This window comes from Paenibacillus sp. N119s (assembly GCF_059447605.1).
The window spans coordinates 13,390-29,100 of record NZ_JCAJRU010000028.1 but is presented as its reverse complement, the minus strand read 5'-3'; the positions used below and the strand labels follow the sequence as shown (position 1 = coordinate 29,100).

17 protein-coding genes and 1 pseudogene are annotated in these 15,711 nt (G+C 47.0%); 6 read left to right on the top strand and 12 right to left on the bottom strand.

Going from position 1 to position 15,711, the window contains the following annotated elements; genetic code table 11:
• The 6 genes from AC5V8P_RS05845 to AC5V8P_RS05820 all read right to left on the bottom strand — a co-directional run.
• Positions 1-236: kinase/pyrophosphorylase (locus tag AC5V8P_RS05845; protein WP_495473575.1), on the bottom strand; the 236-nt coding region annotated here is incomplete at its 3' end.
• A gap of 13 nt (positions 237-249) precedes the next feature.
• On the bottom strand, positions 250-894 hold the full coding sequence (locus tag AC5V8P_RS05840) for a helix-turn-helix transcriptional regulator (protein ID WP_063213725.1): 645 nt from the start codon (positions 892-894) through the stop codon (positions 250-252).
• Between the two features lie 217 nt (positions 895-1,111).
• Positions 1,112-2,323: an ABC transporter permease gene (locus AC5V8P_RS05835; RefSeq protein WP_063213948.1), complete on the bottom strand. Its 1,212-nt coding sequence runs from the start codon at positions 2,321-2,323 to the stop codon at positions 1,112-1,114.
• On the bottom strand, positions 2,320-3,039 hold the full coding sequence (locus AC5V8P_RS05830; protein ID WP_063213947.1) for an ABC transporter ATP-binding protein: 720 nt from the start codon (positions 3,037-3,039) through the stop codon (positions 2,320-2,322). The genes AC5V8P_RS05835 and AC5V8P_RS05830 overlap by 4 nt, the downstream gene beginning before the upstream one ends.
• A gap of 6 nt (positions 3,040-3,045) precedes the next feature.
• On the bottom strand, positions 3,046-4,506 hold the full coding sequence (locus AC5V8P_RS05825) for an efflux RND transporter periplasmic adaptor subunit (protein ID WP_064797384.1): 1,461 nt from the start codon (positions 4,504-4,506) through the stop codon (positions 3,046-3,048).
• 13 nt (positions 4,507-4,519) lie between these two features.
• Positions 4,520-5,686 (bottom strand): TolC family protein, encoded by a 1,167-nt coding sequence (locus AC5V8P_RS05820; RefSeq protein ID WP_064797383.1) that lies wholly within the window; start codon positions 5,684-5,686, stop codon positions 4,520-4,522.
• A gap of 321 nt (positions 5,687-6,007) precedes the next feature.
• Between AC5V8P_RS05820 and AC5V8P_RS05815 the strand changes: the two genes are divergently transcribed.
• Entirely contained in the window at positions 6,008-6,196 is a 189-nt protein-coding gene (locus tag AC5V8P_RS05815) for a hypothetical protein (RefSeq protein WP_013370989.1), read from the top strand.
• A gap of 174 nt (positions 6,197-6,370) precedes the next feature.
• Here the strand turns inward: AC5V8P_RS05815 and AC5V8P_RS05810 are convergent, their stop codons facing one another.
• From AC5V8P_RS05810 to AC5V8P_RS05800, 3 genes are all read right to left on the bottom strand, one after another.
• Complete coding sequence (locus AC5V8P_RS05810; RefSeq protein WP_064797382.1) at positions 6,371-6,694, bottom strand: MGMT family protein; 324 nt, start codon at positions 6,692-6,694, stop codon at positions 6,371-6,373.
• Positions 6,695-6,808: 114 nt separating this feature from the next.
• Positions 6,809-7,969 (bottom strand): rhamnogalacturonan acetylesterase, encoded by a 1,161-nt coding sequence (locus tag AC5V8P_RS05805; protein ID WP_064797381.1) that lies wholly within the window; start codon positions 7,967-7,969, stop codon positions 6,809-6,811.
• 235 nt (positions 7,970-8,204) lie between these two features.
• Positions 8,205-8,627 (bottom strand): hypothetical protein, encoded by a 423-nt coding sequence (locus tag AC5V8P_RS05800; RefSeq protein WP_063213942.1) that lies wholly within the window; start codon positions 8,625-8,627, stop codon positions 8,205-8,207.
• A 167-nt stretch (positions 8,628-8,794) separates the two neighbouring features.
• On the opposite strand from AC5V8P_RS05800, the gene AC5V8P_RS05795 reads away from it, so the two are divergent.
• The 5 genes and pseudogenes from AC5V8P_RS05795 (at position 8,795) to AC5V8P_RS05775 (ending at position 12,547) form a co-directional block, all read left to right on the top strand.
• The gene (locus AC5V8P_RS05795) at positions 8,795-9,220 is read left to right on the top strand and encodes a CHRD domain-containing protein (RefSeq protein ID WP_064797380.1); all 426 of its coding nucleotides are present in this window, start codon (positions 8,795-8,797) and stop codon (positions 9,218-9,220) included.
• A gap of 197 nt (positions 9,221-9,417) precedes the next feature.
• Positions 9,418-10,083, top strand: coding sequence for an acyltransferase (locus tag AC5V8P_RS05790; protein ID WP_495473574.1), 666 nt, complete (start codon positions 9,418-9,420; stop codon positions 10,081-10,083).
• Positions 10,029-10,631, top strand: a complete 603-nt coding sequence (locus tag AC5V8P_RS05785) for an acyltransferase family protein (protein WP_419866096.1) — start codon at positions 10,029-10,031, stop codon at positions 10,629-10,631. Before AC5V8P_RS05790 ends, AC5V8P_RS05785 begins: the two co-directional genes overlap by 55 nt.
• A 91-nt stretch (positions 10,632-10,722) precedes the next feature.
• A pseudogene (locus AC5V8P_RS05780) lies at positions 10,723-11,425 on the top strand (response regulator transcription factor).
• 15 nt (positions 11,426-11,440) lie between these two features.
• Entirely contained in the window at positions 11,441-12,547 is a 1,107-nt protein-coding gene (locus AC5V8P_RS05775) for a sensor histidine kinase (RefSeq protein ID WP_064797379.1), read from the top strand.
• A gap of 17 nt (positions 12,548-12,564) precedes the next feature.
• Here AC5V8P_RS05775 and AC5V8P_RS05770 read toward each other — a convergent pair whose 3' ends face one another.
• From AC5V8P_RS05770 to AC5V8P_RS05760, 3 genes are read right to left on the bottom strand one after another with little or no spacing between them, the layout of a single operon-like run.
• A complete protein-coding gene (locus tag AC5V8P_RS05770) occupies positions 12,565-13,320 on the bottom strand; it encodes a LutC/YkgG family protein (RefSeq protein ID WP_064797378.1) in 756 nt (251 codons plus the stop codon).
• Complete coding sequence (locus AC5V8P_RS05765; protein WP_064797377.1) at positions 13,313-14,833, bottom strand: LutB/LldF family L-lactate oxidation iron-sulfur protein; 1,521 nt, start codon at positions 14,831-14,833, stop codon at positions 13,313-13,315. The genes AC5V8P_RS05770 and AC5V8P_RS05765 overlap by 8 nt, the downstream gene beginning before the upstream one ends.
• Positions 14,830-15,558 (bottom strand): (Fe-S)-binding protein, encoded by a 729-nt coding sequence (locus tag AC5V8P_RS05760; RefSeq protein ID WP_064797376.1) that lies wholly within the window; start codon positions 15,556-15,558, stop codon positions 14,830-14,832. The genes AC5V8P_RS05765 and AC5V8P_RS05760 overlap by 4 nt, the downstream gene beginning before the upstream one ends.
• Positions 15,559-15,711: the final 153 nt, after the last annotated feature.

The following is a 15,711-nucleotide window of genomic DNA, read 5'->3' as shown; positions in this document are numbered from 1 at the left end:
TCCTTCATGGCCTCTCTCAATTCTGGCTGTACCAGCGTATAAGCTACAAAGCCCTTACGCTCGGCAACTTCCTCCATTACCCGACTCAGCTCGTCTTCATCCCTCACGTTCATAAATCTTTTAATCTCTGTGTCTGGTAACTCAAATTGGCGCATGGTCGCCTGTACGACAGCTTCTGCCGTCTCGCCAATCGAGTCTGAACAGATCGCTATAAAATGACTGCTCGCCTGAACCATTCGATTCCTCCCATTAATCCTCTGCTACCATATCGAGCAACATTTTAATAATATTTGTTTTTGTAATACGTCCCACAACTTTCCAGTGCTCTCCTGGTTTGTTGGAATCCGAGGGGACGACGACAGGCAGGCTGTCGATTTGACGGGCAATAATTTTGCGTGCCGCCTCTAATACGGTATCCTCTGGGGAAACAGTGACCACATTTGCCTGTCGGGTCATCACCAGACTGACAGGAATGGTTGCTGCGTTAGGATTGCCTAACGTGACCTTGAGCAAATCCTTGCGGGAAGCTACCCCTGCTAAATCCCCATCTTCATCAGTGACGATCAAATTGCTCACATTTTCCAAAAACAGGGCTACGACTGCTTCCTGAATTGTGGTTGTTTCACGTACGATGACTGGAACCCCGTGAAGATCACCGACCTTCATTTGCAAAAGCCGGAATTTTTCCTCCCGGTTCGGCGTGCCCCGCTTTCCAACAAAATAACCGACTTTGGGCTTTGCATCTATGTAATTCAGAATGCCCAATTTGGAAAGGTCGGTCCGAATGGTCGCCTTACTGAGATTAAGCATTTCCGCAATCTGGTCACCCGTAATCGGGGCATGCTTTTGTACGATATTTAAAATTTCTACTTGTCTTGCCGTAAGGTCGATGATGAACGCCCCTCCTTTTTAACTTGCGATCTGTTATTGAATATAATACGTCATATATAATAATAAAGCAACCTTAAAAATCATATAAAACATCACATATATAAAATTAAGGTGGTTATTCATGTCCTTTTATCATTTAAAACACTTATTTCATACAAATTTCATACAAAAAACGGGTGCTTTATCCCTCTCTTTCGAGTAAGGTAAAGCACCCGTTTCCCTATTCATATCTTAAAGCATCAATCGGACGCAGCTTCGAGGCCTTGCGCGCCGGATATACTCCGAACAGCACTCCAACTCCCATGCAGCACAGAAAAGAATACACTACTGGCTCCATCGAATACACAATTGGCATTTGGACGAATTTCTCGAGCAGCTTTGCACCCCCAAGACCCACCATTACGCCGACCAGTCCACCCATTAGACTGAGAAAAACAGCCTCGGCCACAAACTGCAGCATAATATCACTGCGCTGCGCACCGATCGCTTTGCGAATTCCGATCTCTCTCGTACGCTCCGTGACGGACACCAACATAATATTCATAATGCCGACACCGCCAACGCCAAGCGCAATTGCAGCCACGCCGATCAGTAGCATATTCATAACCCGGTCAACCCCGGACACTGTTTTTAGGATTTCCGTCTGGGTCATAATTTGAAAATCATCGCCCTCTGATGGCTTTAGCTCATGTCTGACACGCAGCACCTGCCGAATTTGAGCACTTGCCTGATCAATCTTGTCCTCCGTTATTGCAGAGGCATTCACCTGCTGAATGCTCATATTACCTAGTCGTTCCATCCCCGTAGTGATCGGCACATATACCTGCTGTCCACTATTATTCATATTTGAATTGGAATTAGCCAGCACACCAACCACCTTAAAGGGCAGTTGTTTGATCATAATGATCTCACCTACCGCTTTGGAGGCATCCGGGCCAAAAATATTACGGGCCGCATCACTCCCCAATACAGCCACATTTAATCGTTTATCCACTTCATAGTGGGTAAACGATCTGCCCTGAGCGAGCGACAACTTTCTCACATGAACAAATCCCAGCGAGGTCCCCTCGATTTGCCCGTTAACCTTATTGCGACTCCACGTAATATCTGCATTGGTCATCGCACTTGGCGCCACCTCGGCTACTGCCTTTTGCTGCTCTAGCGCCTCGATATCTTCCAGCGATATTCCTTTCGTCTGATTAAACGACATGGAACTTGACCCATCATATGGAGCATAAGGATAAATCATCAGCAGATTATTTCCCATACTATTGATCTGCGATGTAATCGTAGCCGTTGATCCTTTACCAATGGCTACAATCGCAATCACAGCAGCCACTCCAATAATAATGCCCACCATGGTCAGCAAGGATCGCAGCATATTAGTACGCAAACTGTTAAGCGATACACGAATAATTTCCCGAATTTTCATGCCTTCACTTCCTCTGCCGCCATTCTTCGTTCCTCAACAGGCTGATCCTCTTCAATCCGCCCATCCCGAAAGTGAATCAGACGCTTGGCATATTCCGCAACCTCTTGATCATGAGTAACCAGTACAACCGTTTTCCCTTGATCGTTCAATCGCTGGAAAATCCCCATGATTTCCACACTTGTTCGGGAGTCCAAGGCTCCTGTCGGTTCATCCGCCAAAAGAATAACCGGATTGTTCACAAGTGCACGTGCAATGGATACCCGTTGTTGCTGACCGCCTGACAATTCGTTTGGCCTGTTGTTCATCCGGTCGCCTAGACCTACGCTTGTGAGGGCTTCCATGGCCCGCAAACGACGCTCCTTGGCAGAAACCCCCGCGTAGATCATAGGCAGTTCCACGTTTTCCAGAGCTGTGGATCGCGGAAGCAAATGGAATTTTTGGAATACAAATCCGATTTTCTGATTACGTATAATAGCCAGTTCATCCTCGCGGGCATCTAGTATCGAATATCCATCCAAATAAAATTGTCCTGACGTAGGTAAGTCCAGACAGCCAATGACATTCATCATCGTGGACTTGCCTGATCCAGACGGTCCCATAATCGCAACAAAATCACCGTCAGCAATATCAAGCTGAACCTCACGCAGAGCATGAATTTCCTGATCTCCAACATGGTATACTTTTTTCAAACCCTCAATTTGAATAACATGTCTCATGCCTGTTTAAAAGCCTCCCTGCATGCCGCCCATTGCGGAAGGATCTGGCGGAGGTTCAGGGGCAGGCACAATAACCGTGTCACCCTCCTTAACACCGGACTTAATCTCTACACGATCTGGCGTGTAAAATCCAAGTTCTACGGGCTTAAAAGTGCGTGCCCCCGGATTCGCAACGTTATTAGCGGATACATACACGCCGTCCTGTCCTCCTTCGGATCTCAGTGCAGTTGCAGGAACGAACAGTACATTTTTGTGTACTCCCAAAATAACGGCCACATTCATAATCATGCCTGTTTTAAGCTTGCCTTTCGGGTCGTGAACAGACAGTTCCATCAGATACGTGGTCATCCCTTCATCCGTAGAAGCTTCCGGTGAGACGAATTGCACTTTCCCTGGAAACGATTCACCCGGATATGCATTGGTTGACAACACAGCCGAAAGCCCCTTTTTTACCTTGACAATGTCATTCTGACTTACTTTCACAACTACCTTAAGATCGTTGGAATCCGAATTGTTCATGGTAATAAATGGAGCCGTCGGACTGGTCCCCACATCTCCGTTTACCTTCAGGATCACACCATCCCATGGTGCCGTGACCTGAAGCTTGTTCAGTTCATTTTTTTTCTGCTCCAGCTCGGTCGCCAGTCTTCGTACCTCTATCCGTGAGGATTGAATACTCGATGCATCAGCCGGAACCTGAGTCTTGTGAAGCTCAGCCAATGCGGCACGGTAACCGATTTCAGCCTCTGAAATGGTACGACGTTTTTGCGACATGATTTTGCGGAACTGTAAGTTTAGATTATCATAGTCTGTTTGTGCTTTATCCAGTGCTTGCTCTGCCTGCTCCAATTCACTGTTGGATACAGCCCCGGCATCGTGTAAAAACTTTTGGTCTTCATATGCCTTCCGCGCTTGCTCCAACTGCTTTTGGGAAGCTTTCTTCTGACTCTCGGCTTCTTCCAGCTCAAATGATTCTTGCGCTGTATCGACAGCCATTTTGGCTCGAAGTACATTGGTTTTCTGAATTTCAACGTCCTCGGCCTTGGGACCCTTCTCCAATTCAGCCAGTTTGGATTTGGATATCTCCAAAGAATCAGACGCACTCTGAATTTGCATTTTAATTTCCGAGCTGTCCAGAAGCGCCAGTACTTGCCCTTTTTTCACCTTGTCCCCGGCTTTCACGTTGACCGCAGCCAGCTTGTTTTCGCCTGCACTCGTGAAGTTCAGCTTCACTTCCTTGGATGCTTGCACAGTACCGGACGTGTCCAGCTTCTCGCTCACATCGCCGCGCTCTACTTTAAGCTTCTCATCCTGAACTATAGGTGCTGCCTGCTCTTTGGGCATATTCAGATATACTGCTGCACCGCCACCGCCTACAACCAGTAAAACAATCGCAGTCCAGATCCATTTTTTTCTCCGTTTTCTCCGTAGCTTGATTAAAGCATCATTTAAAACCGTTTCTGCCAACGCCTTTTCCTCCCTATGTGCTCCATGGCTTGTTCAACGTATACTCGTTTTGATCCAACTCGATCGCCAGCTCTTCCATTTGGCGTTCAATCTGGTTCACTTTCAACTGATTATTTTTCAATTCCATCTCGATAACCAGACCTCTGGCCCACTTTTTGCGTGATAACTCCAAGGCTTCTTTTGCCGTGCGCAAGCTTTCCTCCAGCTGTACGTATTTCTTTTGGTTTTCCTTAACCGTAGCATACAAATTGCGGAGTGATTCGGCAAAATCCTTTTGACCTTTGGCAAGCTCCTCTTTAGCTGTATCGACATCCATTTTAGCTAGATCGTAAGCACCGGCGCCGTTGTTAAAATCAAAATATCTTACATTAAGTTCCGAAGTTTTGATACTATCCTCCAGCTTCCACAAATTTGGATTCATGTCTGTCAGCTGTTGTATATGTAATTCGATATCCAGCTTCTTCGGTTCTTTGTACACAGGTCGATCCACCATTTCATAGGCTGTCCCGTTAGGCTGTCCCATGAGGAAGTTGAGTGCATCTCTGGATTTTTGCAATGCAATTTTTCCCTGTTCAACCGCTTGTTCCGCCTGGACCCTGGCCTGTGTGCTCTCGTTTTTCGCATATTCAGACAGCTTGCCACGTGCAAATTTGGCAAGGGCAATCTTTTCCTCCGCTTGGGCGATTTCCAGCGCCTCCAGATCATTTTTCAGCTGATTCTCTGCTACAAACACACTTTGATAGCTTTTCATTACATTAAAATAAATCTGGTCTTTGGCGTATTGCGCCTGCTTTTTGCTGGCTAGATAAGATAACGTCGAGGAACTGTAATTCCTCCAGGACGTTTCATTATCCACATACGCATCGTCTATATAATCGACAGGTGAATTGCCCAGCTCCTTTTCTGCATTTTTCAATTCAAGTCTGCGCCGCTCTACATCCCGCTCGGCAGAACGCGTATTGTAGCTGTTCGTCTGTGCCCATTCTACTGCCTGCTTGAGCGTTAATGGAGGTAGAGTCTGTCCCGTGACAGATGATGTCTTCGGCGTAGCCGCAGCAGATGATGAATTAACTGACACATTTGCTGTAATGCTTCCTGATGAACTGTCAGCCTGGACAGTGGTGACCAAGCCTGTTGAAAAAGACAGTACAAGCAGCACGGCAGCCGCTTTTGGCTTCATAAATGAGTTTCTCCCCTTTCAAGTGCATCCTTCGAATCTTTTCCATTCTTTTCGACATAAATTTCCACGAATTCCTCGCATTCTAATTGTACTTTCAGGTTTATGTTGGTACAAGGTGTCAAAACAATACATTTTTGTAACCTTTACTGCCAGATAACTCGTTGTAAGCTACTTTACGTCCCACTAGACATAGATTTAATCTATTTTTACCTGAACTTTACCTGAATTTCAGCTAATTTTAAGGAAACCAACAGCATCTATTAAGGTTTGAAGCATATACTAGAGAAAAGAATAACAGCCGCTCACTAGGAGGGTTAATAGATGATAAAAGAATCTCGCATGACAACTACTAACGAACCGTCTGACTTGTGGATGACTCGCTTTCTGCGCGAATCAGAACAAAAAAAGAAACAACTCATTCGGGAAGCTCGAAAAAATAACGATATCCCGCTGATGAACAGTATTTCTTTTCACCTTGCCCAGCGGGATCAGCAGCATCTGATTGGATAATCCTACTTGGAAATCTAGTGCTTTATATGAACGCCATCCTTCATAATCCGCATGATACGCTAATTAAAAAGAGACAGGACAAATCATAGCTTGATTTGTCCTGTCTCTTTTGGGCGAGGATTCAGACCAGTGTATAGTAGCTCAAAGTCATTGCCACCTCTGCTGATTTCTCGCCTATTCGTCCATCTCCGCCTGCGGATGATAAAGATATTGATCCAATGGAATACGTCCGTTTGCATTAAACTGTATGCCTTCCTCTTCCAGGTACAAGCGCTGCAAGGATGCGGATTCATCCTCCTGTAAAGCAATCTCACCCAAGCGGTTGACTACTCGGTGCCAGGGGAGTCGGTGTTTTTGGCTCATTGTATGTAAAATTCGCACCACCTGTCTAGCTCCTCTTGGGCTTCCGGCCTCTGCCGCAATTTGACCGTAAGTCATTACTTTTCCCTCAGGGATCAGCAATATAATTTGAAGCACACGGGCAGTGAAAGGCTGCATGTTCTCATTCCTCCGCATTACTATTGCTTTTTCTATTATTATAGCACCCTGAACAGAGACCAAAAACCCCTGCTCCTTCACATGTAAGCAGCAGGGGAAATCTTTAATTGCAATTTAGAACCCACTCAGACCCTGTCTTTTTAAATCCTGCGCTACCAATCGCGCCAGTTCCCTTGCACCTGCATGGTTTGGATGCAGGGTATCACCTTTCATATACAAGGCCAGCGTAGCTTCTTTGCCAATAGCGGTGAAATAAGCTGAACTGAGAACATTCAAATCGACTAAAGGCGATTGTTCTTCTTGAGCCAACGCCCAAATAGCGCTTCTATACCATCTGTTTTCTGCGTTGTGTACATTGTTAGCATTAAAGTCAGTGGCTCGGCCTTGCGGTGTTGATAGAATTACCGTCGCCCCCTTAGCTTTTACCTGCCGGATCATATCCCGCATCCAGTCCTTAAATTCCACTTCGCTTTCGTTATGCTTTGGATTGGTATCATTAATGCCTAATTGGAGAATAAAATAATCCCCCGGCTTGATATATTGAACGATTGCCTCCAACTGGCCGTCCTGATGGAACCCTCTAGCAATTTGGCCCCCTGACGCCATATTGCGAATTTGAAAAGTATTCGGATTTACAAACTCCGGCAGCAGTTGACCCCATCCCGCCTGCACGCTGCGGTCTAGCGGATAATAGTTACAAACCGTGGAATCCCCGCCAATATAAATTGTGCGCTTCGTAACCGGATTACTAGACAATTGCTTGATTTCCAGTGCACTGAGCGTGAAGGATGCACCCTCTTTGCCTTCAGTAACCAGCAGATTTAACTGACCATCTGTCACTGGGATTTGAAAGCGATCTTTTGCTCCATTTCCCGTCATATTTATAACCTGATACACCCCTTCGGCCGCAACACTTGAACGGGAAGTATCTCCTAAAGTAACCGACACCTCGTACAAACCTGGAGGAAGATCGACGTCAAAAGTATTCTCGCTTTTCGTACCTGTAGCCAGGAATTGTACCGCATCACTTGCCACTCCAGTCCCTGACGCATTGACATTACGCATTTTCTCAGGGGTACGAAAGCCATAACCGCGTGCTGAATTATAGGACAGTGAGGCACTCACTCCGGTATGACCCGTTTCGACCGCACCCCCACCAAAATCAAACTTGTACTCGATCGTAGATGCTTGTGCCGGGGTAGCTATACCTAACCCTGGTACGCTACATAAAAAAGCTGCCAAAAGCATACCAGTTAATCCTTTGTTCCACTTCATTTTTCATTCCTCCTCCAGATTTTTAATTGTACGAGCAAAAAAAATTTATCGTAAGCGTATACATAAAATTTTACCAATAATTGCACGGTTGTACCTGTGTAATTCTTATGCAAATAAAAAGGAGTCTGCATAGTAAGTTTGATCTAGTACAATAGTATGCCTGTACATAAAAAAGCTTCGCAGACCCAACTGCGAAGCTGTATGAAGCGAAATTCGTTATTTTAAGATTGCTTCATTAATCGGCAACCAGAATACCATCAAAACTCTCCGGACCTACACGTATTGTGCCCAGCAAGTTAGAAGAAACAAAAGCCGTATACACCAGTTGTGGACTAATCGGCGGGTTAAAGTCATCTGCTGAGAACGCAATAACCTGTGGAGCTAATAAACTCAAATTAAAAGTTGACGTAGCTGAATAAACAACAGGATCCGTTACCTGCGTACCTCTTACAATCGTAATTGTAATCCCTACTAAAGCGAGCGGAAGCTGAAGCGATATGGTTCCTTTAAGCAGAGCCCGTGGCGTACCTGTAGCTCCCTGTGTGTTTAATCCGATCTGCCCAAACAATTGAGGCGTATTGATAAGAGTAATCGGAATAGCAATAGAATTGGCTGTTGAAGCATTCTGGGATGTTCTCCCATCAATAAATATTCCCATGGTTTCTCCTCCTCTCTCTATCAGATACTCATAGTTATGAGAAAATTCGTTTTCTGCTTGGACTGAATAACTTGTGAAACACACAACTTCTGCTGCATAGGCGAATGTACAGCCCTTTCACCGGTGCTGTGAATACACTACATCAACACTGGGAAAGGAGGGACGTAATGTCTAATAAGTTTAGAGCCGCATTAAGAGGGGCTAATGAAGTACCTCCGGTCAGAACAAATGCAACAGGAACTGCGGAATTTCATTACCGCCCGTCAAGCCAGCAATTAAGCTTTGAGCTGACTGTTCGCAATATTTCACGAGTAACTGAAGCGCACATTCATCTGGGACGAAGAGGTGAAAACGGACCTATTGTTGCTACCTTGTTTGGTCCTTCAAAATTCGGGATAACTGTAAAAAGAGGCGTCGTTAGTGGTGTGCTACGTGCATGTGATCTTACTGGTCCGCTCAGAGGCAAAACCATTTATGATTTGGTATGCCAAATCAGAGAGGGCAATGTCTACGTCAATGTCCGCACAATCCGTCATCCGAATGGCGCCATTCGTGGACAAATTAGACGCGCACCTATCAAACGCTGCAAATAACAAATGAACATGAGTAATAAAAAGAACTTCCATGCCGCTCATTTTGAGCCTATGGAAGTTCTTTGCTTAATTCTATTAAAAGTTAAGAAGTTGATAATCGATTCTTAAGCCACTCCCTTTCAGGTTGTTAAGAACTTTATCTTTTAATAGAAAGAGTTCAACAAGATATAGTTCACTACTAAAAGGAAATGAAGCTTATGAAGCCTAGGAACAAAGAAAAAATTCCTGAATTACAGTTGGTCAGAGCCATGGCAATTCTAGCCGTCTTAATGGTACATGCCACGTCTTATGCAACGGTTCAACTTACACATTCCAGCCTGTATGTTGTATATAATGCGCTTAATGTATTAATGAAGTATGGTACCCCTGTATTTATCGCACTTAGCAGTATGGTGCTGTTCTACAACTATAAAGATCGCCCGATGGGGCGACAGCTCTTGAGACACTTTTATAGGCAGAGATTACTGTACATCCTTTTACCTTATGTCATGTTCTCTCTCTTTTATTTCATCCTGTCCCTTATAACCAGCAGTACTGAACCGTGGAGTATAACTTCACTGGCAGAAAGCTTTGCGCTGAAGCTGATCACAGGCAAAGCCTACACCCATTTATATTATATTTTTATCATGATGCAATTCTATCTTGCATTTCCATGCGTACTGTGGCTATTCCAGCGCTATCGGCAATTTCCACAATGGTCTATTGTCATTGGATTGCTGGTACAGTGGGCATTTACAATTAGCAATAAATTTCTCTTTTTCAGATTCAAGGTAAAGGCAGCTGGGCGCTGTCCTATGTGGCCTGCTACATGCTGGGCGCTGCTCTCGGTTATTACTATCCCCAGCTCCGAACTTGGTTTCTGATGCACAAAGAGGAACGAAGCTTTGCCGGCGTGCTGACATGGATTATAATTTGGGCTTTATGGCTGATTTCAGCCACCATTCATATCTATATGTGGTATGAAAGTAGAATGTACGGAATTTCGTACAATTCGCTAGTTTTTGAACTTATGTATAATATGTACAGCCTGTCTAGCACGTTAGTATTACCACAAATTTCCTTTCTCATGTATCGGAGACAACATTCCTTTGTCATTCGCAAGCTGGAGCGTCTGGGCACACTATCTTTTGGTGTGTATCTGATTCATCCGTTCTTCCTGCTTCTGTATCGGCAGTTTTCACCACACATCGGCTCACCGCAGCTTATCCATGTGTGGTACGCTGGAGGTTTTTTCTGTGCACTTCTTTGCTCCTGGCTCGTCGTGTCGGTCATCTCCCGCTTCCTACCCTTTGCCTGGATCTTGTTCGGTCAACTACCGGGAACAGGTAAAGGCAGCTCAAGCAAAGAGATCCTGCTTCCCCAGCCGAAATCGTTCTATCCAAAGGCTGATAACACTCAACAAGCGACCTGAGATGCGTGTCGTCCATAGCCTCCACCTTCAAAAAAGTATATAATACGCCCATATTGTATACAGTTGGAAAGAACAGAAAGGGTGCAAAATCATGCATAACGGAACTATTTTATTAGTAGACGATGAACCTGAGATTATTAAGCTCATGCAAATATATTTGGAAAATGAAGGGTATCGCTTGCTCGTGGCCCGGGACGGACTGGAAGCGATGGAGCAGGTGAGTCGGGAGCAAATAGATGTAATGGTGCTGGATGTGATGATGCCCAATATGGATGGGATTGAAGCTTGCATGAAAATCAGGGAAACCGAGCATTTTCCAATCATTATGTTGTCCGCGAAGGGACAAGACATGGACAAAATTACAGGGCTCAGCGTTGGAGCCGATGATTATGTCACCAAGCCGTTCAGCCCGCTGGAGCTCGTGGCGCGCATCAAATCCCAACTGCGCAGAGTACGGAAATATACCCAATCCTCGCCTGTTTTTGAGCATGAAATAGTACTGGATGAACTCTCTATTAACGCTGTTACGCATGAGGTCACTCTCGCCGGAGAACCCGTCAAGCTGACTCCACGTGAGATTCGCCATTGTCGAGTTTTTGGCTCGGCACCGGGGCCAAGTGCTGAGCATGGAGCAGATTTATGAAAAGGTGTGGAAAGAGCAATATCTGGAATCCAATAACACGTTAATGGTTCATGTGCGTAAAATTCGCGAGAAAATTGAGACAGATCCGAGAAAACCCAAATATCTAAAAACGGTGTGGGGCATTGGGTATAAAATGGTAAAATTTGATTGATGGAGGATTTGCGTCTTGAAGGCAAAACGATACGACACGCTGAGATGGAAGCTGGCAGCCCTTAGCCTTGCCGCCTTCACTTTAACTGGACTGATTTTAATGGTGTTTTATTATGGGGCATCTCTGCTGTTATGGCTGAATCCCTCCCGTTCATTTTTTGGTACTCGGTTGATCCGCTGGACCGTAAATCATATTGGTTCCTCACTGATCATGCTGGTAGGCGGGCTGCCTTTATATATTTATTTCTTTTTCCTTTTTACCAAAAATACGATTGGCTATTTACGCGAGATTACGACAGGGATGCAGAAGTTTGCGGACGGAAATCTATCCTATTCGATTCCGGTATCTTCAGCGGATGAGCTGGCAACCTTGGCGAAAAATATGAATACGATGGCAGACAAGCTCCGTCGTTCACTAGAAGAAGAACGAGCCTCCGCCAAAGCGAAAAACGATCTGATCACTGGCGTATCCCACGATCTGCGCACCCCGCTAACATCCGTGATCGGCTTTTTGGAGTACATTGAAACCGACCGTTACCGGGACGAAATTGAGCTACGCTACTATGTGAACATTGCTTATGAAAAATCACTAACGCTTAAAAAGCTGATCGACGAGTTATTTGAATACACGCGTGTGAGTGGTGGCAGCCTGCCCCTGGAGCTGGAGCCTGTAGACCTCGGCAAATTGCTCACTCAGCTTGCTGAGGAATTTGTACCCTCGCTGGAACAGGCGGACATGTCTTATTGTGTCCGAATCGTTGAGACCGTTCGGATTTTGGCCGACACGGACGAGTTGGTACGCCTGTATGAAAATTTATTTTCCAACGCGATTCGATACGGCAAGGAGGGCAAGCGGCTCGATATCACCATCGGACGTGAAGGCGATGAAGCGATAGTCATCTGCACCAACTACGGTACCCCGATTCCACCAGAAGACGTTCCGCATCTGTTTGAACGGTTTTACAGAGTGGACAAATCACGCTCCAAGGAAACGGGAGGCACCGGTCTGGGGCTGGCTATTACCAAAAGCATTACCGAGCTGCACAATGGCCGGATTTCGGTTAGGAGCAATCGCAGACAAACGGATTTTGAAACTCGTTTTCCGCTCTATCGTGCCCGTTAGACGGGCAGTGCAACGCTCTAACCAATCAACAGCGTATACACGATACCTGGTCCATGTACCCCGATCGTCAAGTCGTTTTCAATATCGGACGAGCGGCTCGGACCGGTAATAAAATGAATGCCTGCCGGCAACTGCTCGCGTCCGGCTTCATCAAAGCGGCTTAAAATCTCGCCCAGTCGTGTTCGCAGACGCTCCACTGGCAGGAGAATGATCAACGCGGTCGGCAGCAGGCTGACCGAGCGCCCCTTCCCCGGCGCAGATAGCACCGCTACCGAGCCGGTGTAGGCTGCGGCCTCATCGGCCATGACAATGCCGATATCGGCTTCCGCAGCGCGTGCCCTCCAGTTCTCGGCTGGATCGGTGTTCCACACCGACAGTCGAACTTCCGGTAGCGCTGCTTCCAACTGGAGCGCATCCAGGTCCGGCTCATTTTGCCGGACGATATAAGCCGCTCCCAGCTCGCGCGCCTTGTGCGCGATCCAGTCTGCCGTCTCCTCCAAATCCGGCAGACGCACGACATGTCCGCCAACACTTGTAAAGTTGGCGGTAAACTCCTCGATCCGCTGCGCCGCACCCCATTCGAATTCGTGCCAAAACGCAGGTGCGCCGCGAAACGGCTGCATCGGTGGCTCCGTCTGCCGCGGACGCTTGAGTCGCGCCGCAATCCCCTCCATAAAGCGCGTCTGCTTGACACGGGATTCGGCTTCCATTTGATGAAGCCACGCTTCATGCTCCGCTTTTGCTTGCGCAGAAGGACTACGCCGTTCATTCATGCTGGGTCCCTCCTTTACTTCTATCTGCCAAAATTGTTTCCATTCGGCTGAGAATGTCCGGGTGCATGACCTTGCGTTCCTGCTCCAACTCACGTGCCAGTGTGTTCCAATACTGACGGAAGGATTTTTTCGCTAAACTAGGAGCCACACGGTACGTATTCCAGCCTTTTAAGGGGCCAAGCTTAAGGGTAATTTCACCTTTACGGACGACCGCTTTTTGTGCGATCTGCCCAAGCCGGATCGCCGCAGCGAATCGCTTCGAGCTGGAAACGACTGCCGCAAAGCCCTTCATCCCGGCCGTCTCCAGCTTATCCCCTTGTCCCCCTTCCACCTTGCGTCTACGCAAATAAACCAGCATATCATGCAGTGGTATTTTGACCGGACAAGCTTCATAACACGCCCCGCACAAGCTGGACGCACTCGCAATATCGTTCCACTCTTCAATGTTGCCATGAAGGGCAGGCGTAAGCACTGCACCGATAGGGCCGCTATATGTCCCGCCATACGCGTGTCCCCCAATGTGTCGGTACACCGGACAGGCGTTGAGACAAGCACCACAGCGGATGCAATTCAACAGCTCCTGAAATTCAGGATTACCTAGCTGAAGCGAACGTCCATTATCTACGATGATAATATGCATTTCCTCCGGTCCATCAGCATCCTGGCTGCGCCGAGGTCCAGAAATACCGGACATATACATCGTCAGCTTCTGTCCGGTAGCGGAGCGTGACAGCAATGTAGCCATCACTTCCAAATCTGTCCAGGATGGAATAATCCGCTCCATACCCATCAGTGTAATTTGTGTTTTGGGCAGCGTGGAAACCATACGTGCGTTACCTTCATTTTCGAACAGTACCATGGAACCCGTCTCGGCAATGGCAAAATTGCAGCCTGTCATGCCAATATCCGCATCCAGAAACTTTTCACGCAGCTTTTTTCGGACAAAGCCCGCCAGAATCGTCGTATCTGCGGACAGCTCCTCCCCCGCTTCTTTGGACAGCAACTCGGCAATCTGATAACGGTTTTTGTGAATCGCAGGGATTACGATATGAGATGGCGCCTCACCTGCCAGTTGAATAATATACTCACCGAGATCACTTTCAATCGTCTCGATATCCGCATCTTCCAGCGCCTGGTTCAAATGCAGCTCCTCTGACACCATCGACTTGGATTTGACGACAGAACGTGCTTGGTTATGCGCGGCAATGTCCAGTGTAATGCGTACGGCATCCACTGCGGTGTCGGCAAAATGGATGTGCACCCCGTTGGCACGGGCATTTTCTACAAATAGATTTAGGTAATAGTCCAGATGGGCAATGGTATGAAGCCGAATTTGACGCCCTCGCTCACGCCATTCCTCCCAATTTCCGTGCTGTTCTGAAGCTACCCGCTTGCCGTTGCGCAGTCGCTCGGTAGTGAAACGAACTGCATTCCGCAGAAAATCGTCATTCAGAGCTAGCTCTGCGCGTTCTTTGACCTTTTGGTTCATAGAATGTGTATGTACAGCGGTCATGCGTGTTTCACCCCTTCATACAGCAGCTCTGCCAGATGCATCACCCGAACTGGCTCTTCCCGATATCTAAGATTTCCGGCGATGTTCATCAGGCAGGCCATATCCAATCCCACCAGTACCTCGGCTTCCGTCTCTCTGATATGGTCCACTTTTTCAGTTACCATCGCTCCCGAAATATCGGGCATTTTCACCGCAAAAGTACCACCAAACCCACAGCAGTCCTCAGCAAAAGGAAGCGGCACTAATTGCAAACCCTTTACGCTGCCAAGCAGCTTCATTGACTCCTCCTTTACGCCGAGCAAACGTGTTCCATGACAAGACGGATGATAGGTTACCGTATGCGGAAAAGACGCGCCCACATCGGTCACGCCAAGCACCTGTACCATAAATTGTGTAAACTCATACGTCTTTTGCTCCAGCCTCCGTGCTGAATCCAGCCATTTGGGCTCATCCTTAAACAATTCCGGGTAATGATGAATCATATACGTGCAGGAACCGGAAGGAGCTACGACAAAATCGCTGTCATTAAACGCTCTCAAAATCGTTTTTGCCGCAGCCCTTGTTTCATCCCAATAGCCGCTGTTATAGGACGGCTGCCCGCAGCATGTCTGCACCTTGGGAAATTCCAGCTCGACACCATATCTGGCAAGCAAGCGTGCCATCGCTTCTCCTACTCTTGGATAAATGGCATCACTCAGGCAGGTAATAAATAAAGATACCTTCATACGACACACCCCTTCCGTCCATTTTCCACAAGGAAAACTTTCATCATAAGCATAAGCTTGCAGTGGGATGCTCGCCTATAGGTGTTTTACATCATCCAAGAATCCCACTGCAACAGCAATCGTAAGATCAAATGAAACGAGGAGCGACCTCCC